This is a genomic window from Pseudoroseicyclus aestuarii (assembly GCF_003217255.1).
Lineage (GTDB): Bacteria > Pseudomonadota > Alphaproteobacteria > Rhodobacterales > Rhodobacteraceae > Pseudoroseicyclus > Pseudoroseicyclus aestuarii.
In genome coordinates this window covers 694,739-713,840 of sequence record NZ_QJTE01000001.1, presented here as the reverse complement: position 1 = coordinate 713,840, position 19,102 = coordinate 694,739, and the positions used below count along the sequence as shown (strand labels likewise).

Here is a 19,102-nt window from a genome sequence, read left to right as displayed (position 1 = left end):
CAAGGAGGGCCTTTTCATGCCTGCAAGAGTTCGACTGCCGACCCTCGATCTGCCTGCCTGGCTGCCGCGGGACCTCTCTCCCGAGGCCCGGCGCCTCGCCTTGCCGGTGGCCGGAGCCGCCGGCGCCGCGCTGCTGGTCGTGCTGATGCTGCTCTTGTTGCCGCGTCTGCAGGAGACGCGCCCCCTCTCCTCCTCCGGTGACGACGCGGCCAGGCGGATCGTGCAGCACATCGACGCAGATGGCGGGGCCCGCTTCCTCGAGGAAGGGCCGGAGGGGCGCAGGACGGTCTGGACGGTCACCTGCCGGGTGCCCCTGCGCGGCTGCATCGCCCGCGCGCCGGGCCTGGTCCTGAGCATGGACAACAGGCGGCGCCCCTGGATCATCGCCAGCGCCTCGCCCCGTGCGCAGCTGGCGATCGAGGCCGGCGGGGACCGGCAGCCGGCGCCCGGCCTGTTCGGAGCGCCGGTTCCCGAGGCGCTGCTGGAGCAGCTGTCACTGCCGGACGCCGCGCTAGTCATCGAAGAGCCCGACGAGCCGGCGCAGATGCTCTTCACCGCGGGCGCGGACTCGGTCGCCGCCTATCTGGGCTGGCTGCAGGGCGACGCCGCCCGCCGCTCGCGCGATGCGCGGACCTGGCCGGGGCACCGGGCCGAGGGGGTACCATCCGAGCCCGGTGCGACGGAGCCCCAGCCAGAGCTGGCGCCGGAGCGGCCCGCCTACGGCAGGGGTGCATCGCTGTGGCAGACCCGCGCAGAAGGCCCCGGCGCCGCGCCGGCGGCCGAAGACCTCTGAGGCTGCGCTCCGCCGCGCGGCATGCCGTCGAAGGTTACTGTCAAGGTCGCCCACTAGGGCGGCCTCCACCCCAGCACGATGCAGGCCCGCGCCCTCTCGCCGTCAACACGCCGACAGGGACGCATCGACTTAGTATCCCGATGGCGCCGCCAGGAAAGTCGCCCTTTTCGGCCGGACCTCTCGTCCCTTGCCGCTCCAGCCGCTCGGGGTGCGGGCACCATGGCAACGGCGCCTAATCACCCAGCGAATGCAAGCGAGCATAGGCAAAGACCTGCGCTGAACGGCACGAAGAGACTGCCGCCCTCTGGGGCGGCCAAGGGTGCCCCCGTGGCGATGCCGGTCCTTCAGGCGCTGGATCGCAGCGCCAGAGCACAGGCCGAAGGCACCAGTGGCGCCAGCCGCGGGGCGGCGGGTTTAGCGGCAGTCGCGGGCGTGGATGGCGACACGCCGGTTCTCGGGCGCCTCGGGCTCGAAGCCGGCCAGGCTCTGACCCTCGCCGGCCCCCAGCACGGCGCCGACGCGCTCCGGCGCGCTCAGCCAGCGGCGCAGCTCCTGGGCGACGGTCTCGGCCCGCTGCATCGACAGGCGCTCGTTCCCGGCGGCGCTTCCGACCGTGTCGGCATGTCCGACGAGGCGCAGGCAACTGCCGCGCAGGCTGCGCGTCTCGAGGACCTGCGCCAGAAGCCGAATCCGCTCGCGCGCAGCGTCGTCGAGGCTGGAGCCCCCCTGCGTGAAGAAGATATGGTTGGCCTCCATCCAGGGCGTCAGGCCGTCAGCGCCGGCCGGGTCTGACGGCGCCGACGGCGCCGCCCCCTCCTCCTGCGCCAGCCCCTCGCGCGCCGCCGGCCGGACCGCGGCCGGAACCGCAGCCCCATCCGTGCCGCCCGCCAATGCGGTACGGCAGGCCTCCGTCGTCACGCCGTAGCCCTGCCACAACGCAGCGCAATGCTCTGGCGTCGGAAGGCCCTGCGCGGCGACCGCAGAGGGCACGACCGCGGCGAAAGCGCAGAAGGTAAGGACCTTGAACGGCATGAGCGCGACTCCTGACGTGCTGGATGCCACGGGAGATAAGCCGGGATGGTTAAAGGCAGGCTAACGGTCCTGCCCGCCGCTCCGAATGGCTAAAACCCGCCGCGTTGCCCCCTCCGTTGAAGGAAAATTAGCGCTTCCGGTGGAATGTGACCGCGACCAGCCAAACAGCGGAGCGGACGGGAATCCATGGCCGAAACGGAACGTTACGTCTGGCTCGACGCGCTGCGGCTGACGGCGGGCGTCTCGATGATCGGGCTGCACGCGACCGCAGATGCCGCGGGTCAGCCCTTCACCGACTACGCCCCTTCGGAGCGCATCGCCCCGATGCTGCTGCGCGCCGTGATCTACATCGCGCGGACCGAGCTTTTCATCATCATCGCCCTGTTCCTGCTGCTCATGGCGCTGGACCGCAGGCCGCGCCCCTACCGCCGGGTGGTGGCCGAGCAGGCGCGGCGCCTGCTGGTGCCCTTCGCCTTCTGGACGGTGTTCTACGCCTTCTACAACCTGGTGAAGGCGCAGAGCTTCGGCTTCGAAGAAGCGATCCTGGCGCAGCTGACCGATCCCGCCGCCTGGCTGGGCCACCTGCTGCTGGGCGACGTGAAGTACCACATGCACTTCATCCCGACGCTCTTCGGCATCATCCTGGCCTATCCGCTCTATCGACTGTCGGTGCAGCAGCCCGCCCTCGGCCTCGTGGTGATCGGCGCGCTCTTTTTCCGGCGCGAGCTCGACGGCGTGATCTATCCGGCCTTCTGGGGGACCGAGGCGCTGTCCTGGCTGGTGCGGCTGGTCAAGATCGCCTCCTACATCGGCTACGGCATGGTCGCCGGGGCGATGCTCGGCTTCTGGCGCCGCAGCACGCCACAGCAGCGCGAGGCGCTGATCCCGGCGCTGCTCTTCGCCGGGGGGCTCTTGTTCATGGGCAAGCTCGCGGGCACCTGGATGACCGTGACGCGGGGCGAATGGCCGCATGGCCTGCAGGTCGCCTACTGGGCCGACTACCTGATGCCGGTCGCGCTTTTCGCGCTGTGCCTTTGCCTGGGGCATCGTCGCTGGCCGGCCTGGATCTCGCGCCTCGCACCCTATTCCTTCGGCATCTACCTGTGCCACCCGATCTTCCTCGACCTCGCGGAGATCGCCCTGCGCGGCACCCAGATGGGCCCGATGGCGCAGGTCCTGACCAAAATCGCGTTGGCGCTGGCCGGAACGGCCCTGCTCGTCGCGGCTTTGCGCCGGTGCCGGCCCCTGGCCTGGACCATCGGCCTAGGCAAGCTGCCCTCCCTCCAGGCGCGAAAGCGCGCCCCCAACCCGGAGTTGACCTGATGCGGATCGAGACCGAAGCCCTGTCCCAGACCCTTTGCGTCCTGCGCCTGACCGGTGCCAGCCTGACCAGCACATCGGCGGCCCGGCTCGGCGACGCCTGCGAGGAGGCCCTCTCCCGCGGTGTCGAGGCCGCCATCGTCGATCTGGGCGGCTGCGCCGGTACTGGCTACACCGGGATCGCCGCGCTGATGGAGCTTTACACCACCTACAGCGAGCGGATGCGGCTGGTCTTCGCCGGGCTCGAGGCCGAGGGCCGCAGGGCGCTCGACCGCGCCGGGCTGACGGGGATCCTGCCGCTCTTCGACAGCGCGGCGCAGGCCGCGGCCGCGCCCGAGATGCAGCGCCACGCGCTGAGCGGCACCACCGCGATCCTGCTCTGCGCCGGGCGCGGCAAGCGGATGCGCCCGCTCAGCGACGAGACGCCAAAGCCGATGATCGACCTTCTGGGCCGGCCGATGCTGGAGCGCATGCTCGCGCATCTGGCGGGCTTCGGTATCGGCGATACCATCGTGAATACCGCCCACCGCGGCGATGTGATCCGCACCCATTTCCGCGAGTCGGGCCGCTGCGGGCCGGCGCTTTTCTTCGCGCCCGAGGGGCGCAGGATGCCCGACGGGCGCTGGGAATCGCGCCCCCTGGGCACCGGCTCGACCCTCGCGCGGCTGGCGCGCGATCACGCCGCCTTCACCGGCGATGTTTTCGTCATCGCCGGGGATGTCCTGACCGACATCGACCTTGCCGACATGGCCCGGCAGCACCGCGCCAGCGGCGCCGACGTCACCGTCGCCGTCGCCCAGCGCGATCAGGACATGCCGGCGGCGGCGCGGCTGCTGGCGGCGGCGGGCGCGGCCCAGCCGCTCGCCCTTGCCGTGCCGCAGGACGTCGGGGTCTACCTCTTCAAGGCCGAGGTCCTCAACGCGCTGCACGACCAGGCCGGGCGCACCATCGCCGGCGACCTGCTGCCGGAGATCCTGGCCCGGGGCGGGCGGATCCGCACCTACCAAGCGCCCTTCTTCTGGACCTCGATCGACACGGGCCGCGACTACTACGACGCGGTGGCGGGAAGCCTGCGCGGGCAGCGCGATTGCGTCACGCCGGAGGGGACCGAGATTCGGCCCGGCCTCTGGGTGATGCCCGGCGCGCAGGTCTCGCCGCAGGCGCGGATCGAGGGCCCCTGCCACATCGGCGAGGGCGCCGTGATCGAGGCGGGCGCGGTGATCAAGGGCGCCTGCGCGATCGGCGCCCATTGCATCGTCGAGGGCCGCAGCGTGATCGACAACAGCGTCATCCGCCCGGGCACCCGGGTCGAGGCCGGCGCCATGGTTCTCGAGATGATCGCCGGCGCGGACTGGGCGGTCGAGCATCGCTTTGCCACCGGCTCCCAGGAAGAGCCGCTGCCGCTGGATATGCTGTCGCAGGCGCAGGAGCCCGCAGCCGGCGACCTGCGCGCCACGGGCCTGCGCAGCCTGCCCCGCATCGCCTGACGGGGCGCACCCGCCGCCCCGCCGCCGAGACCCAACGAGATCCCGAGGGGAGCTATGCCATGAAGCCCTACTTCGCGGCCTACGAGGCGCGCATGCCGGCCCGCGTTCCCGCGCATTCGCCGCGCCAGGCCATGCTCTGGCAGGTCCTGGCCGGGGCGACGATCGGCCTTGCGGTCTGGTATCTGCACTGGCGCTGGACCGCCTCGCTCAATCCGGAGGCGATGGTCTTCTCGGTCGCCGTCGCGGCGGCCGAGACGCTGGGCCTGATCGGCACCCTGCTGTTCTTCTACGACATCTGGCGCGAGGGCGACACGCCCCAGGCCGCCCCGCCCGAGACGCGGGCGCAGGCAGGTCTGGCGGGGGACGGCGCCATCGGCGTCGATCTCTACCTGACCACCTACGACGAGGAGGTCGAGGTGGTGGAGCCCTCGATCCGTGCGGCACTGGCGCTGCGGGTGCCGCCGGGCACCCACCTTGCGATCCACCTCTGCGACGACGGCGACCGCCCCGAGATGGCGGCGCTGGCCGCGTGCCACGGCATCGGCTACTTCCGGCGCGAGGGAAACCGCGGCTACAAGGCCGGCAACCTGCGCAACGCGCTGTTCCGCTCGGGCGGCGATTTCGTCGCGATCTGCGACGCCGACACCCGCGTCCTGCCGAGCTTCCTGGAAAACACGCTGGGCTATTTCCGCGACCCCAAGGTCGCCTGGGTACAGACGCCGCACTGGTTCTACGACATCCCCGAAGGCACCAGCTGGGAAAGCTGGCTGCGGCGGCGCCTGGGGCCAGTCGGCCGCAGGATCGCCCCGGCCCTCGCCCCGGCGCTGCGCCGGGTGACGGGCATCCAGCGTCTGGGCACCGATCCCTTCCGCTCGGATGCGATGCTGTTCTTCGACGTGATCCAGCGCCGCCGCAATCGCCACGGCGCCTCCTTCTGCTGCGGCGCGGGCTCGATCCACCGGCGCGAGGCCGTCTTCAGCGGCGCGCTGCAGCATCAGGCCGGGGCGGCGACAGGGCTGCGCAACCGGGCCCGCCCGCCGCTTCCGGCGCGGTTGGGCCGGATGCTGAAGATCGCGGCGATGCCCTGGCTGCGCCATGCCCGCGGTCCCCGGCCCGCGCCCTACCAGCGTGCCGCCGCCTTCCTGCGCGGGGCCGAGATGCAGCCCTTCCGCTACCACGTCTCCGAGGACATCCTGACCTCCATCCACCTGCATGCGGACAAGGCGGCAGGCTGGACCTCGGTCTATCACCCGCAGGTCGAATGCCGGATGCTCTCGCCCTGGTCGATCGACGCCTGGACGACACAGCGGCTGAAGTACGCCGGCGGCACCTTCGACATCATGCTGCGCGAGAACCCGGTGTTTCGCCGCGGCATGGACTGGCGCAAGAAGCTGCATTACGCCGCGACCTTCTGGTCCTACCTCGGCACGCTCTGGGCGCCGGTGCTGCTGCTGGCCCCCGCCGTTGCCCTCGCCTTCGGCGTGGCGCCGGTGCGCGCCTATACGACGGACTTCTTCCTGCACCTGCTGCCGATGCTGGTCCTGAACGAGCTGGCGATGCTGGCGGCCTGCAAGGGCTACAACATCCACCACGGCCGCTCGATGGCCATCGCCTCGCTGCCGCTGCAGCTCAAGGCGGTCTGGGCGGTGGTGCGTGGCAAGCGCCCGCGCTTTCCGCCGACGCCGAAGACGCCGGTGATCTCGCCCTCGCTGCGGCGGGTGATGCCGAACGTCGTGCTGCTGGCCCTGATGGGCGCGTCCCTGCTCTGGGCCCTGCTGCGCCACGCGCAGAACGATCCGGACTACGGCGCCTCCATGCTGGTCGTGAACAGCTTCTGGCTGGCCTGGAACATGTCGGCCCTGGCGCAGGTCGTCCTCGCCGCGCTCTGGCGCCCCGAGACCGCCGACCCGCAGGAGCCCGCGCCGCTGCAGCCCGCCCTTCCCACCTGACACCGCCCTTCAGAAAGGGACCGACCCCATGGCCACCAGCCCCTTCTCCCTCAAGCCGAGCCTGCTGTTCCTGGCCGGTCTCGGCCTTGCCACCAGCTTCGCCATCGCGGCGGACGGCGCGGGCCGCGTCGGCGCCCGCACGATGGCGGCGATGGATTTCACCGCCGCGCCGGACCTTGCGCCGCTACCGCCGCGCGCCCTGACTGCAGCCGACCGGCAGGCCGCCGAAGCCGCCTGGGGCTACATGACCGCCAATACCGACCCCGAGACCGGGTTCGTCGGCTCGGTCGAGGGGTTCCCTTCGGCGACGATGTGGGACCAGGCCTCTTACCTGCTGGGCGTCGTCGCGGCCGAGCGGCTGGAGGTGATCGACGACGGCGAGCGCGCCTGGCGCATCGAGCGCTTCCTGACCAGCCTTGCCGATCTGCCGCTGGTCGACGGGCAGCTGCCGAACAAGGCCTACGACACCCGCACCCTCGCCATGGTGAACTACGACAACAGCCCGGCCCCCGAGGGGATCGGCTGGTCCGCCGTGGACATGGGGCGCCTGCTGGTCGCCCTGCGCGTCCTCGAGGAACGGCATCCGCAGTACCGGGACTGGATCCGCGGCATCCTCTCGGGCTGGAACCTCAAGGGTATGGCCATCGGCGGAGAGCTTTACGGCACCGCGCGCGAGGGCGACGAGCTCGAATACCTGCAGGAAGGGCGTATCGGCTACGAGCAATATGCCGCCCGCGCCGCCGCCCTCTGGGCGCTGGACACCACCTCCGCCATCTCGGCGGCCCGGATCCTCGACTGGCGAGACGTGACGGGCGTCGAGGTCGCGGTCGACCTGCGCAGCGCCTCCGCCTTCGGCGCCATCACCCCCGTCGTCAGCGAGCCCTACCTGCTGCAGGCGCTGGAGATGGGGCTGAACGGCGAGGCGTCGCAGCTGGCCGAACGCATCTACCTGGCGCAGGAGGCGCGCTACCGCGACACCGGACAGCTGACCGCCGTCTCGGAGGATCACATCGATCAGGCGCCCTCCTTCCTCTACAACTCGGTCTTCGCCAATGGGCGGGATTGGGGCGTGGTGACCGAAGAGGGCAGCTTCCACCCCGAGCTGCGGACCATCAGCCTGAAGGCCGCCTTCGGCTGGGATGCGCTCTATGGCACCGACTACACCGCCCTCCTGCGCGATACGCTGGAGCCGCTGGCCGGACCGACCGGCTGGGCCGCCGGGCTTTACGAGGCGGACGGCTCGGCCAATGACATCCGCACGCTGAACACCAATGGCATCCTGCTCGAGGCGCTGCACTACAAGGCCTTCGGTCCGCTGCTGCCCTGAGGGGCGGCAACCGGCCCGCGTCGCACTTGCCGCGGGTCAGTCCGCCGTCTGCTCAACCTCGGCCAGCAGGTCGGCCGCCTGCGCCTCGGCCCAGGCCTGGGCGAAGGCCTCGATCACCTGCCGCATGGCGTCGCCGGCGCCGAAGTCGACGTCGTCCTCGCTCTGCCCGGCCGAGCTGCTCCAGGTCGTGGTGGTCAGCGCCTTGCTGCGGTCGCGGTCCAGCACGACCGTCTGCCGCAGCGAAAGCGAGACCGACCAGAGCCGGCAGCCCACCACCTCGGGGCTGAACCGCAGGCTCAGCTCGGGCCGGCCCGGGATCGCGGCGAGCTCCTCCTCCGAGACGAGGGGGACGCCGGCCTCCGAGAGGATCCGCTCCACCGCGCGCTGCGCATCGCCGCCGAAGTCGCTCGGGTAGCCGGCAGGACCGCGGACCCCTCTGAAATCGGCATGCACACCGCCCAGCCCCTCGAGCGTCTCGATCGCGGTGGCCATTTCCGGATCGCCCTCATCCGGCGCCTCGTTCAGCCGGTCCATGCAGATCGGCAGCGCCGAATGCACGAGATCGGCGGTGCCGTAGCGCTGCGCGCGGGGCGAGAGGAAGCGGAAGAGATCCAGCGCCTCGTCGCCCGGCACCTGCATCAGGAAGTGGCTGCGGAACTGGCTGTCGCCGTCGCAGGCCCCGGTGGCCGGATCGGCGCAGCTCGGTGAGGACAGGCCCGAGCGTTCCCACATCAGCCACAGGTTATTAACCTCCTGCGCCTGCGGCGCGGCGGGCAGCAGGCCCGCCGCCAGGGCGAGCACGCGAAACCGATATGTCATTCGGGATCCTCCGCCTGACGCCCGACCCTGCCCCTCCCCGTCTTAAGGCGCGGTTACTGCCACCGGCGAAAGCGACGTTAACCCTTCGTCAGGTTTAAAATTGGTTAAGCCGCCGCCATTCCTTACCTAGCCCTTAACGACGGAATTAAGGGTTTGGTAAGTTATGCGACGTCTCACGGGTCTGGTCCTCGCGGCCATCACGAGCATCGGAAGCGTCTCGGCGCAGGGCTTCACCGAAGGCTTCGGCGGCGACGCCGAAGAGAATTGGTACGTCGCCGACTACGACTTCAGCCACCCCAAGTTCGACACCGACTGGCACGCGGACCACGCCACCTTCGACGACGGCCTGCACCTGTCGCTCACGCCCCAGCCGGACAAGGAGAACGACTTTGCGGGCGCCTCCGTCCGCCGCGAGGAGGCCACGCATTACGGCCGCTACAGCGTGCTGATGCAACCCGCCGCCGGCGAGGGCATCATCACCGGCTTCTTCACCTATACCGGCGCCGCCTACGGCACCCGCCACGACGAGATCGACATCGAGTTCCTGGGCCGCGACACCACCGCGATGAACGCCGCCTGGTTCGTCGACGGCGTCCTGCAGTCGCGCACCGTGCCGCTGGGCTTCGATGCCGCGGACGAGCCGCGCCTCTATTCCTTCGAATGGCTGCCGGACGCGATCCGCTGGTACGTCGACGACCGGATGATCCTCGAGGTGACGCGCGACGACGGCCCCCTGCCCGAGGTTCCCGGCATGCTCTTCGCGAACCTCTGGGCCGCCGATCCGATCATCGACAGCTGGTCGGGCACGACGCGCGCCGGCACCCGTGCCGCGGCGGACGTCTACTGCATGAGCTTCACGCCGCTCGGCGACACAGGCGCCTTCGAGGCGGCGCCCTCCTGCGCCCCCTCGGCCGATGTCCTGGCGAAGATGGAGTGACCCCGCGCCCTAGCGCGCGCCGCGGTAGCCCGTGGCGACCACGAATTTCTCGGAACTGTCCGACCGGCTTGCCGGCGGCTTGACGTTCTGGACCTTGTCGAACCGCAGCTTCAGCAGTTTCTGAAGCTCGCCCTCGGCGCCCCCCGCAAGAACCTTGGCGACGAAGGTGCCGCCTTCGGTCAGCACGTCGAAGGCCAGCTCGGCCGCCGCCTCGCAGAGCGCAATGATCCGCAGGTGATCGGTCTGCTTGTGGCCAGAGCTCGAGGCCGCCATGTCGGACATGACGACATCGGCGGGCCCGTCGAGCCAGGCCTTCACCGCCTCGTCCGCACCCTCGTCCATGAAGTCGAGCTGGTGGATCTCGGCGCCGGGGATCGGCTCCACCTCCTGCAGGTCGATGCCCAGAACGCGGCCCTGCTTCTTGCCGGACCTCTCGCCCAGGGCGTTGACCCGCTGCACCGCGACCTGGCACCAGCCGCCGGGCGCGCAGCCAAGGTCGACCACGCGGGCGCCGGGCACGAGGAAGCGAACCTTGTCGTCGAGCTCGAGGATCTTGTAGGCGGCGCGGCCGCGATAGCCCTCGGCCTTGGCGCGGGAGACGTAGGGATCGTTCAGCTGCCGCTCGAGCCACAGCTTGCTCGACATCTTGCGGCCCCGCGCCGTCTTGACCTTGATCGTCAGGTCGCGCTGGCCGCGACCGGATCCGGACTTGCCCGTGGGTGTTTTCGTCATGTCGCGCAGCTAGGCGAGCCGGCGCCCCTTGGCAAGACCCCGCGCATGCAGGGGCAGGCCCGGCATGAACGGGAACCGGCTCATCGCCACGGGGCGAACAGGCGGCTCTCCGCCTGCCCGCCTGCCCCACCTGAACCGCCCGCCGGCCGCCGGGTTGGTCAGCCATGCAAGGCGCCGGCGATGACCGGCGCGAAGTTGGAGGAAGACCATGCACAAGCTGCTGACCGGAACCGCGATGGCCCTGACGCTGGCAAGCACCAGCGCCTACGCGCAGGACACCGAGACCGAAACGACGGATACCGAAACCGTTCAGGTCGAGACCGTCAGCCCCGACGAGGCCGAGACGACGGCGCCCGCGGGCACGGAGATGGACGGCGACGCGGCAACCATGGGCGATGGCGATATGGAGGCTACCGGCGACGAGGCCGCCGTGCCGACGCCGGATTCGGTGATGCGCGAGCAGTCCCAGAACGAGCTGCGGATCGACTGGATCACCGACGCCACCGTCATGTCCCCTGATGGCGAGACCATCGGCGACATCAACGACGTGATCTACGACGGCGAAACCGGGCAGCTCACCGCGGCCATCGTCTCCGTCGGCGGCTTCCTCGGCATCGGCTCCAAGCAGATCGCCGTCGACTGGGCCGACCTGCAAGTGGACTACGATGCCAACGAGGTCACCGCGTCGCTGAGCCGCGAGGAAGCCGAAGCCGCGCCCGAGTACGTCTTCCGCGAGCAGGAAGCCATGCCGGCCCCGGCCGGTGACATGGGCACCGGGATGGATACGACCGGCATGGACACCACCGGAACCGCCGGCACGACCGGCACCGCCGATCCGGCCCTCGCTCCGACGGCCGATCCCGCCACCGGCTCTGCCGACACCACGATGGACGAAGAGCCGGCCCAGCCCGCCGGCAACTAAAGCCCACCGCATCGCAAGATGTGACCGCCCCCGCGTCCTACCCGGACGCGGGTTTTTTTACGTGGCGACCAAGCCAGACGCCGGAGGATTCCGTGGTTCTATAATTATATTTCAAGGAATTGCAGACCATTCATCATTTTCTGAATGAAGCTCCTCTGCAGCACCCCCTCGAGCCTTAAGAAGCGACCCCGCGCACCCCCGGAATGACCCATGGATCTGCTGCGCCGAGGACCGGCGGCTGCGCGCGCTAGGTCCGTGCCTCGCCGCTTGCACAAGACCTGCCGAAGCCATAGCTTGGGGACAACTCATATTGGAGGGCGTGACCGATGGCGCCCAAGCGTCCCGATGGTGCGGGCGCGTTCCCGAGGGCGGTCGAAAGCCCCGCGCCGATACCGGATCCGGCAACGCTTTACGCGGCCCTGGATCTTGGAACGAACAGCTGCCGGATGTTGATTGCCCAGCCGAAGGGCAGTCAGTTCCATGTCATCGACAGCTTTTCGAAGCCGGTTCAACTGGGCCAGGGGCTTGAGGGCTCCGGGCGGTTGTCCCGTGCCGCGATGAACCGCACGATCAACGCGCTGCGGATCTGCCGCCAGAAGCTGTCCAAGCACAAGGTCACCCGCATGCGCCTCGTCGCGACGGAGGCCTGCCGCCGTGCCCGCAACGGGCGCGCCTTTCTGGCACAGGTGCAGCGCGAGACCGGGCTGCACCTCGAGATCATCAAGCCCGAGGAAGAGGCCCGCCTGGCGGTGATTTCCTGCGCGCCGCTGGTCTCGACCCGCACCGAACAACTGCTGGTCGTCGATATCGGCGGAGGCTCGACCGAGCTGGTCTGGATCGACCTCAGTCGCGTCCCACGGCGGGAACGTCCGCGCGCGATCATGCGGCTGCACGCGGGCTTCCGCCCCGCCGCGGGACGCTTCCCTAATGCCCGCGTGGTCGACTGGATCAGCGTCCCGCTGGGCGTCGCGACGCTGCGCGACCAGTTCGACGACGTCGAGGACGATGCCGCGCGCTTCGCCCTGATGAGCTGGTATTTCGAGGAAAGCCTCTCGGGCTTCACGCCCTACGGGGCCGAGCAGGCGCGCGACGGGTTCCAGATCATCGGCACCTCGGGCACCGTGACCACCGTCGCCGCCAGCCATCTCGGGCTGCGCCGCTACGACCGGACCAAGGTCGACGGGCTGCGCATGACCTCGGACCAGATCGACAGCGTGATCCGCGACTACCTCGTGCTCGGCCCCGAGGGGCGGCGCCGCGATCCGCGGATCGGCCGCGACCGGCAGGCGCTGATCATGTCGGGTTCGGCCATCCTGCAGGCCCTGATGCGGCTCTGGCCGACGGACCGCCTCTCGGTGGCCGACCGCGGCCTGCGCGAGGGGCTGCTCTACGCGCAGATGAGCGCGGATGGCGTGCTTGAAGACGTGCCGTACTGAGGCCAGCCTCCGCCAGAACTGAAAAAGCCCGCGCTGGACCCTTGGTCCGGCGCGGGCTTTGTCTTTCGGGCGCCCGGTTTCCCGGGCGCCTGGCCCTGCCTTACGGCTCGCCGCGATGCTCCGAGCGGAGCACCTTCACGATGCAGAAGCACATGATCAGCAGCAGGATGGTGAAGGGGAAGCCCGTCGCCACCGCCATGGCCTGCAGCGCGGCCAGACCGCCGCCCAGCAGCAGCGCGATGGCCACCAGCCCCTCGAAGACGCACCAGAAGACCCGCTGCGCCAGCGGCCCCTCGAGCTTGCCGCCAGAGGTGATGGTATCCACCACCAGCGAGCCGGAGTCCGAGGAGGTGACGAAGAAGACGATCACCAGCACGATGCCGATCAACGAGGTGATCGAGGCCAGCGGCAGCTGGCTGAGCATCTCGAAGAGCTGCACCGGAAGCGCGGCCTCGGCGGCGCCGAGGAAGCCGTCCTGAACCACCTGGAAGATCGCCGCGCCGCCGAAGATCGACATCCACAGCACGCAGACGAGGCTCGGGATCAGCATCACGCAGATGATGAACTCGCGCACCGTGCGGCCGCGGCTGACGCGGGCGATGAACATGCCGACGAAGGGCGACCAGCTGATCCACCAGGCCCAGTAGAAGGCCGTCCAGCCCTGGCTGAAGTTCGCGTCCGTGCGGCCGAAGGGGTTCGACAGCGCCGCGAAGTTCGTCACGTAGGCCCAGAGCGAGGTGACGAAGTTGGTCAGGATCGCCGCCGTCGGCCCGACGAAGAGCACGAAGAGCAGCAGCAGCGTCGCCAGTACCATGTTGATCTCGGAGGCGCGCTTCACGCCGCCGTCGAGGCCGGCGAGCACGCTGACCGTGGCGATGCCGGTGATCAGCAGGATCAGCAGCACCTTGATCGTGGCGCCGGTGCGGCCGATTTCGTCCCCTGCGGGATTGAACAGCGGGTTGTTGTAGGAAAAGCCGAAGACCTGCCGGCTGTTGTCCACCACGTCTCCGCTGCCGAAGAGGAAGTCGAGGCCGGCCACCGCCTGCTCTGCCCCCAGCCCCAGCGAGGTCGCCAGGCCGAAGAGCGTCGCGAAGACCGCGACCACGTCGATGATGTGACCCGTCCAGCCCCAGACCCTGTCACCGAAGACCGGGTAGAAGGCCGACCGGATGGAGAGCGGCAGGCCCTTGTTGTAGCTGAACAGGCCAAGGGCCAGCGCGACGACGGCGTAGATCGCCCAGGGGTGCAGACCCCAGTGGTAGATCGTCGCCGCCATGCCGAGATCGCGTGCCGCCGCCTCGTCGCCCGGCGCGCCGTTCAGCGGCGCCCAGCTTTCGGGCGTGCCCGCCGTATCGGCCAGCGAGGTCGAGAAATGGCTCAGCGGCTCGGACACGCCGTAGAACATCAGACCGATGCCCATGCCGGCGGCGAAGAGCATCGCGAACCAGCCGGCGTAGCCGTATTCGGGCCGCGCGTCCTTGCCGCCCAAGCGCACCTTGCCCAGCGGGGTGAAGATCAGGACGATCCCGAACAGCACGAAGATGTCGCCGGCCAGGATGAAGAACCAGCTGAAGTTGCCGGTCAGCCAGTCGCGCAGGCCGAGGAAGGCGTCCGTCGCCGTCTCGGGCGCGAAAAGCGTGATGATCACGAAGAGGACGACCGAGAGGCCGGCAATCGGGAACACCGGGTTGTGGATGTCGATGCCGAGACCGGCGATCTCCGTGGTGTAGTTGTCCTGCCCGACCTCGTAGTCGATCTCGTCGATGAGCTTGGGCGCCTCGTCGCCCTCGTCTCGTGGATGTGCCGTTTCGTCGCTCATTGCTGCCCCTTCATGCTGTCTATCGGCGTGACGCGCGGGTGGCGGATTGCCGCCATCCGCGCAGGCTTCCAAGCCAAACTCGGCCTATACCCTATCGCCGACCAGCAGCAGCGGCCAGCAATCTTTGGCCGATCCGCCTCGCGCCCCCCTGCCGCGATGCACCGATGCGCCACCGATGGCCTCGCCCTTGCCCCGCCAGCCGCCGCGGCCTAGCCTTGGCGGCGATTTCATTGCCACCGATTGGGAGACGCCCCCGATGACCCTTCTGCGCCTGACACCCCGCCTTCTTTCCGGCGTGGGCCTCGCAGCCCTGGCCAGCGCCGCCGCCGCCCAGGACAGCGAGTTGATGATCCTCGATTATTCCGGCTTCGAGCGGCCGGAATTCCACGCGCCCTACGCCGAAGAACACGGCACGGAGCCGACCTATTCCTTCTTCGGCGACGAGGAAGAGGCCTTTCAGAAGCTGCGCTCGGGCTTTGAGGCCGATACCGCCCATATCTGCGCCGGTTCGGTCACCAAATGGGTCGAAAGCGGACTGATCGAGCCCTGGGACACCAGCCGCATCGACGCCTGGGACGATCTGGAAAGCGCGCTGACCGGCTCTGACGTCACGGGCGAGGGCGATGTCTACTTCGTGCCGACCGACTTCGGCTCCACCGCCATCGCCTACAATCCCGAAGAGGTCCCGGAAGAGGACGTCTCGACCCTCGCGGTGTTCAACGACCCGGCCTACGCGGGCCGCATGACCATCCCCGACAACGTCGACGACGCCTATGCGCTGGCCTATCTCGCCACCGGCACGACCGATATCGCCGGCGCCAGCGAGGAAGAGTTCCAGGCCGCCTCCGACTGGCTGCGGCAGGTCCACCCCAATCTCGTGACCTACTGGACCGATCCCGCGGAGCTGGCGCAGATGCTCTCCTCCGGGCAGGTGGTCATCTCCTGGGCCTGGAACGAGACCTATCCCGCCATGGCCGACGAGGGGCGCCCGATCGGCTTCGAGCGCACGCCCGAAGAAGGGTCCTCGCTCTGGGTCTGCGGGCTGGTGAACATCGCGGATGGGCCCGGCTCCGAGGACAAGGTCTACGACTACGCCAATGCCGTGCTGGACCCGGTCTCGGCCGAGCCGCTGCTCGAGGACGGCTACGGCAGCGCCAACCGCGCCGCGCTGGAGCAATTCGACGAAGAGCGCCTCGCCGCCTCGGGCCTCGAGCAGATCGACGCGCCGATCGCCGCGCAGCTGCCGATGCCGCAAGAGCTGCGCCAGCGCCAGGCCGAGGAATTCGAGCTTATCAAGTCCGGCTTCTGATCGGGCCGAACGGACGTAGAAACGGGGCGGGCCATCGGCCTGCCCCGTTTTCGTTTCAAGAGCTTAAAGGATGATCCTCGCGTTCTGCGCGAAGGCCATCAGCCGCGCAGGTCCGGGATGACCTGCCTCTCGATCAGCGCCAAAAGATCACCGAAGTAGCCGTCGGATCGCGCCGGGCGGTTAGGATCCGAGGTAATGGCAAGGCTCGCCTCCAGCCCCGGCAGCACGGCGATGATCTGCCCGCCGTAGCCCCGCGCCATGGCCAGCCGTTCCCCGGCGAGGGTGCCGAGGAACCAGCCGTAGCCATAGGCGAGCCCGGAATAGGGCGAGCGGGTTCGCGGCTGCAGGCTCGCCTCGATCCACTCCTCGGAAAGCACCTGCGTGCCGTCCGACCGCCCCTGCATACGCACCATCTCGGCGATCCGCAGCATCGCCAGCGGCGACAGCGCCATCTGGTTGCCGCCCATGTAGTAGCCCTGCGGATCGCGGGTCCATGGCGGGATCTGGATGTTCAGCGGCGCCCCGAGCCAGTCGCGCATCATCTCCAGCAGCGTGAGGCCCGAGGCCTCGGTCAGCGCGGCGCCCAGCACGTGGAAGGAGCCGGTGGAATAGAGCATCCGCCCGCCCGGCTCGTCCACGAAGGGACGCGAGAGCGCATCGGCCACCCAGTTGCCGCTGGCGACCCAGCCGCCGTAGTTCGGCCCCGAGGTCCGCTCGAGCCCGGCGCGCAGGCTGACGAGGTCTTCGAGCGTGATCGCCCCCACCCGCGGATCGGCGCCGGCCGGGATCAGCCTGGGCGCCACCGCGTCCAGCCGCACATCGACGCCCGGCACCACGCCCCTGTCGATGGCCGCGCCGAGGCACAGCGCCACCATGGTCTTGGAGACCGATTTGACGTTCACCGGCACATCCAGTGCCGGCCCGCGAAAGGCGCGAGAGAAGACCGTCTCGCCCTGCCGCGCCACGGCGAGGCCGTGCAGCTGGTCCAGCGACTCGGCGGCCTGCGCCGTGCGGTCGAAGGCCGCTTGCGCCCGGGCCGGGGCGGCGAGCGCGGAAGGCAGCAGCGCCGCCGCCCCGAGGGAGGCGAGCGTGGCGCGGCGGGTCGGGCGGGTCTGTGCGGGGTCTGTCATGCCTCAGGACCATGCGGCTTTACCGACCGATGGCCAGATCGCAGCCGCCCCGTCCCGGTCATCTTCGCGTGAAGCCGCCTGCGGCGCCGGCCTTGCAAGGCCCGAGCGCGGGGCCTATATTCCATGCTGTCTCCGCAAGGGGACTATGGACATAAACGCGCTCGTAATACGCGGATCGGACCCGGGGGCGGTACCCGGCGGCTCCACCAAACACCCTTTGTTGGGGGGACATGGGGCCGAAACAGGATCGACGAACGTCTAAAGGGGTATGCTTTGTCCCGGTGAGGTACCACCGTTATCGGTCCGAATTGTACAGTTGCCAACAACAACCGTGCTCCGGCTATGGCTCTGGCTGCTTAAGCAGTCCGAGTTGCCGAAACTTAAGCCCTTGCGCCTAGCAGCGTAAGGCGGGGTTCGCAGGCACCTGGCAACAGAAGCCTGCACTTTACCCCCCCCCCCTCGATCATCTAGACCTGCCGCGGGTTCGCGGCCCGCTTGCCCTTATCGCGGCGCTTGGTATGTTACGGTATAACGTATCTAATTCGGAGAGCCGCGATGCCGCACCCGTTCCCGTTCGACACCCGCCTGCCCGTCACCGTGCTCTCGGGCTTTCTCGGCGCCGGCAAGACGACGCTGCTGAACCAGGTTCTGAACAACCGCGAGGGGCGGCGCGTTGCCGTCATCGTCAACGACATGTCCGAGGTGAACATCGACGCCGACCTCGTGCGCAGCGGCGGCGCCGATCTCAGCCATACCGAGGAAACGCTGGTCGAGATGAGCAACGGCTGCATCTGCTGCACCCTGCGCGACGATCTTCTGACCGAAGTGCGGCGCCTCGCCGAGGCCGGGCGCTTTGACTACCTGCTGATCGAATCCACCGGCATCTCGGAGCCGCTGCCCGTCGCCGCGACCTTCGAGTTCCGCGACGAGCGCGGGCAGAGCCTCTCGGACCTCGCCCGTCTCGACACCATGGTGACGGTCGTGGATGCGGTGAACCTGCTGAAGGATTACGCCAGCCACGACTTCCTGCGCGACCGCGGCGAGAGCCTTGGCGAGGGGGACGAGCGCACGCTGGTCGACCTGCTGGTCGACCAGATCGAGTTCGCGGATGTCGTGGTGCTGAACAAATGCGCCGATGCCGGCCCGCAGGGGCTGGATGCGGCGCGCAAGATCATCACCGCGCTCAATCCCGATGCCCGGCTGGTCGAGGCGACCTTCGGCCAGGTCGACGCGGATCATATCCTCGGCACCGGCCTCTTCGATTTCGAGACGGCGCATGAGCATCCGCTCTGGGCGAAGGAGCTGTACGGCTTTGCCGATCACGTGCCGGAGACCGAGGAATACGGCGTCTCCTCCTTCGTCTACCGGGCGCGGCGGCCCTTCGACCCCGCGGCGATCCACCGGGTGCTGAACGGGCCGCTGCCGGGCGTAATCCGGGCCAAGGGGCACTTCTGGATCGCGACGCGGCCCGACTGGCTGGCGGAATTCTCGCTTGCCGGGGCGCTGTCGAGCGTCAAGCCCATGGGCCGCTGGTGGGCCACGGTGCCGCAGGCGCGCTGGCCCGATCATCCGGGCGCGCAGGCCTATATCGCGCAGCACTGGGACGAGGCATGGGGCGACCGCCGGCAGGAGATGGTCTTTATCGGCGCCGGCATGGACAAGGCCGCGCTGACCGCCGCGCTCGACGCCGCGCTGGTGCCCGAGACGGAGTTCCAGCCGCAGGGCTGGGCGGGCCTGCCTGACCCCTTCCCGCGCTGGCGCGACGCCATGGCGGCGGAATGAGCGGGCGCCGCTGCAACCTCGGCGCCTGCGACCTGCCCCGCCGCCGCCGCAGCGCCCCGCCGATGGAGGCCTTCGACAGGCTGCCGCCCGCGCTGCGCCGCTGGCTGGCGCAGGCGGCCCTGCCCTGGTCGCCCGCCTCGGCCCGGCGCGCCTGGCGCGCGGCACTGGGCCGGACCGGCGGCTGCGAGATCGCCGCCTGCGAGGAGCTGAGCCGGATCGAGGCCGCGCAGCTGCGACGCAACGCGGGCCCCGCGCCGGCCCCCCACGCGGTGTCTTGATCCCGTCACAGGCGCGCGTCACCAAGACGG

Annotated in this window: 16 protein-coding genes and 1 other RNA gene; 12 read left to right on the top strand and 5 right to left on the bottom strand. The window is 69.6% G+C overall.

The features are described 5' to 3' along the window. Positions 1-16: 16 nt before the first annotated feature. Positions 17-793: a hypothetical protein gene (locus DFP88_RS03315; protein ID WP_110812999.1), complete on the top strand. Its 777-nt coding sequence runs from the start codon at positions 17-19 to the stop codon at positions 791-793. Positions 794-1,207: 414 nt separating this feature from the next. Here DFP88_RS03315 and DFP88_RS03310 read toward each other — a convergent pair whose 3' ends face one another. Continuing rightward, positions 1,208-1,825: an OmpA family protein gene (locus tag DFP88_RS03310; RefSeq protein WP_110812998.1), complete on the bottom strand. Its 618-nt coding sequence runs from the start codon at positions 1,823-1,825 to the stop codon at positions 1,208-1,210. 186 nt (positions 1,826-2,011) lie between these two features. Between DFP88_RS03310 and DFP88_RS03305 the strand changes: the two genes are divergently transcribed. Genes DFP88_RS03305 through DFP88_RS03290 form a run of 4 tightly spaced genes read left to right on the top strand, consistent with a single transcriptional unit; the run spans position 2,012 to position 7,908 of the window. Continuing rightward, positions 2,012-3,148 (top strand): acyltransferase, encoded by a 1,137-nt coding sequence (locus tag DFP88_RS03305; RefSeq protein WP_110812997.1) that lies wholly within the window; start codon positions 2,012-2,014, stop codon positions 3,146-3,148. Further along, positions 3,148-4,632, top strand: coding sequence for a sugar phosphate nucleotidyltransferase (locus DFP88_RS03300; protein ID WP_110812996.1), 1,485 nt, complete (start codon positions 3,148-3,150; stop codon positions 4,630-4,632). The genes DFP88_RS03305 and DFP88_RS03300 overlap by 1 nt, the downstream gene beginning before the upstream one ends. A gap of 59 nt (positions 4,633-4,691) precedes the next feature. Then, positions 4,692-6,581 carry a glycosyltransferase family 2 protein gene (locus tag DFP88_RS03295; protein ID WP_110812995.1) on the top strand — a complete coding sequence of 630 codons (1,890 nt, stop codon included), beginning with the start codon at positions 4,692-4,694 and terminating at the stop codon, positions 6,579-6,581. A gap of 28 nt (positions 6,582-6,609) precedes the next feature. Then, positions 6,610-7,908, top strand: a complete 1,299-nt coding sequence (locus DFP88_RS03290; RefSeq protein ID WP_110812994.1) for a DUF3131 domain-containing protein — start codon at positions 6,610-6,612, stop codon at positions 7,906-7,908. A 36-nt stretch (positions 7,909-7,944) separates the two neighbouring features. Here DFP88_RS03290 and DFP88_RS03285 read toward each other — a convergent pair whose 3' ends face one another. Further along, complete coding sequence (locus tag DFP88_RS03285; RefSeq protein ID WP_110812993.1) at positions 7,945-8,727, bottom strand: hypothetical protein; 783 nt, start codon at positions 8,725-8,727, stop codon at positions 7,945-7,947. A gap of 163 nt (positions 8,728-8,890) precedes the next feature. Between DFP88_RS03285 and DFP88_RS03280 the strand changes: the two genes are divergently transcribed. Then, on the top strand, positions 8,891-9,664 hold the full coding sequence (locus DFP88_RS03280) for a family 16 glycosylhydrolase (protein WP_110812992.1): 774 nt from the start codon (positions 8,891-8,893) through the stop codon (positions 9,662-9,664). 9 nt (positions 9,665-9,673) lie between these two features. Here the strand turns inward: DFP88_RS03280 and DFP88_RS03275 are convergent, their stop codons facing one another. Continuing rightward, positions 9,674-10,396, bottom strand: a complete 723-nt coding sequence (locus tag DFP88_RS03275; protein WP_110812991.1) for an RlmE family RNA methyltransferase — start codon at positions 10,394-10,396, stop codon at positions 9,674-9,676. Between the two features lie 208 nt (positions 10,397-10,604). Here DFP88_RS03275 and DFP88_RS03270 point away from each other — a divergent pair, with 208 nt between their 5' ends. Next, positions 10,605-11,318 carry a PRC-barrel domain-containing protein gene (locus DFP88_RS03270; protein WP_110812990.1) on the top strand — a complete coding sequence of 238 codons (714 nt, stop codon included), beginning with the start codon at positions 10,605-10,607 and terminating at the stop codon, positions 11,316-11,318. A gap of 326 nt (positions 11,319-11,644) precedes the next feature. Continuing rightward, positions 11,645-12,754: a Ppx/GppA phosphatase family protein gene (locus DFP88_RS03265; protein WP_110812989.1), complete on the top strand. Its 1,110-nt coding sequence runs from the start codon at positions 11,645-11,647 to the stop codon at positions 12,752-12,754. Positions 12,755-12,854: 100 nt separating this feature from the next. Here DFP88_RS03265 and DFP88_RS03260 read toward each other — a convergent pair whose 3' ends face one another. After that, complete coding sequence (locus DFP88_RS03260; protein WP_110812988.1) at positions 12,855-14,573, bottom strand: BCCT family transporter; 1,719 nt, start codon at positions 14,571-14,573, stop codon at positions 12,855-12,857. A 256-nt stretch (positions 14,574-14,829) separates the two neighbouring features. On the opposite strand from DFP88_RS03260, the gene DFP88_RS03255 reads away from it, so the two are divergent. After that, complete coding sequence (locus DFP88_RS03255) at positions 14,830-15,882, top strand: extracellular solute-binding protein (protein ID WP_110813305.1); 1,053 nt, start codon at positions 14,830-14,832, stop codon at positions 15,880-15,882. 98 nt (positions 15,883-15,980) lie between these two features. On the opposite strand, the gene DFP88_RS03250 is transcribed toward DFP88_RS03255, so the two are convergent. Then, positions 15,981-17,012 (bottom strand): serine hydrolase domain-containing protein, encoded by a 1,032-nt coding sequence (locus DFP88_RS03250; RefSeq protein ID WP_110812987.1) that lies wholly within the window; start codon positions 17,010-17,012, stop codon positions 15,981-15,983. An 88-nt stretch (positions 17,013-17,100) separates the two neighbouring features. Between DFP88_RS03250 and ssrA the strand changes: the two genes are divergently transcribed. From ssrA to DFP88_RS03235, 3 genes are all read left to right on the top strand, one after another. Beyond that, positions 17,101-17,457, top strand: a transfer-messenger RNA (tmRNA) gene (ssrA, locus tag DFP88_RS03245). A gap of 110 nt (positions 17,458-17,567) precedes the next feature. Continuing rightward, on the top strand, positions 17,568-18,794 hold the full coding sequence (zigA, locus tag DFP88_RS03240) for a zinc metallochaperone GTPase ZigA (protein WP_110812986.1): 1,227 nt from the start codon (positions 17,568-17,570) through the stop codon (positions 18,792-18,794). Beyond that, positions 18,791-19,072 (top strand): DUF6525 family protein, encoded by a 282-nt coding sequence (locus DFP88_RS03235; RefSeq protein ID WP_110812985.1) that lies wholly within the window; start codon positions 18,791-18,793, stop codon positions 19,070-19,072. Before zigA ends, DFP88_RS03235 begins: the two co-directional genes overlap by 4 nt. Positions 19,073-19,102: the final 30 nt, after the last annotated feature.

Coding starts and splice junctions, on each gene's coding strand:
- DFP88_RS03315 (WP_110812999.1), top strand. CDS start 17: ATGCCTGCAAGAGTTCGACTGCCGACCCTCGATCTGCCTGCCTGGCTG.
- DFP88_RS03310 (WP_110812998.1), bottom strand. CDS start 1,825: ATGCCGTTCAAGGTCCTTACCTTCTGCGCTTTCGCCGCGGTCGTGCCC.
- DFP88_RS03305 (WP_110812997.1), top strand. CDS start 2,012: ATGGCCGAAACGGAACGTTACGTCTGGCTCGACGCGCTGCGGCTGACG.
- DFP88_RS03300 (WP_110812996.1), top strand. CDS start 3,148: ATGCGGATCGAGACCGAAGCCCTGTCCCAGACCCTTTGCGTCCTGCGC.
- DFP88_RS03295 (WP_110812995.1), top strand. CDS start 4,692: ATGAAGCCCTACTTCGCGGCCTACGAGGCGCGCATGCCGGCCCGCGTT.
- DFP88_RS03290 (WP_110812994.1), top strand. CDS start 6,610: ATGGCCACCAGCCCCTTCTCCCTCAAGCCGAGCCTGCTGTTCCTGGCC.
- DFP88_RS03285 (WP_110812993.1), bottom strand. CDS start 8,727: ATGACATATCGGTTTCGCGTGCTCGCCCTGGCGGCGGGCCTGCTGCCC.
- DFP88_RS03280 (WP_110812992.1), top strand. CDS start 8,891: ATGCGACGTCTCACGGGTCTGGTCCTCGCGGCCATCACGAGCATCGGA.
- DFP88_RS03275 (WP_110812991.1), bottom strand. CDS start 10,396: ATGACGAAAACACCCACGGGCAAGTCCGGATCCGGTCGCGGCCAGCGC.
- DFP88_RS03270 (WP_110812990.1), top strand. CDS start 10,605: ATGCACAAGCTGCTGACCGGAACCGCGATGGCCCTGACGCTGGCAAGC.
- DFP88_RS03265 (WP_110812989.1), top strand. CDS start 11,645: ATGGCGCCCAAGCGTCCCGATGGTGCGGGCGCGTTCCCGAGGGCGGTC.
- DFP88_RS03260 (WP_110812988.1), bottom strand. CDS start 14,573: ATGAGCGACGAAACGGCACATCCACGAGACGAGGGCGACGAGGCGCCC.
- DFP88_RS03255 (WP_110813305.1), top strand. CDS start 14,830: ATGACCCTTCTGCGCCTGACACCCCGCCTTCTTTCCGGCGTGGGCCTC.
- DFP88_RS03250 (WP_110812987.1), bottom strand. CDS start 17,012: ATGACAGACCCCGCACAGACCCGCCCGACCCGCCGCGCCACGCTCGCC.
- zigA (WP_110812986.1), top strand. CDS start 17,568: ATGCCGCACCCGTTCCCGTTCGACACCCGCCTGCCCGTCACCGTGCTC.
- DFP88_RS03235 (WP_110812985.1), top strand. CDS start 18,791: ATGAGCGGGCGCCGCTGCAACCTCGGCGCCTGCGACCTGCCCCGCCGC.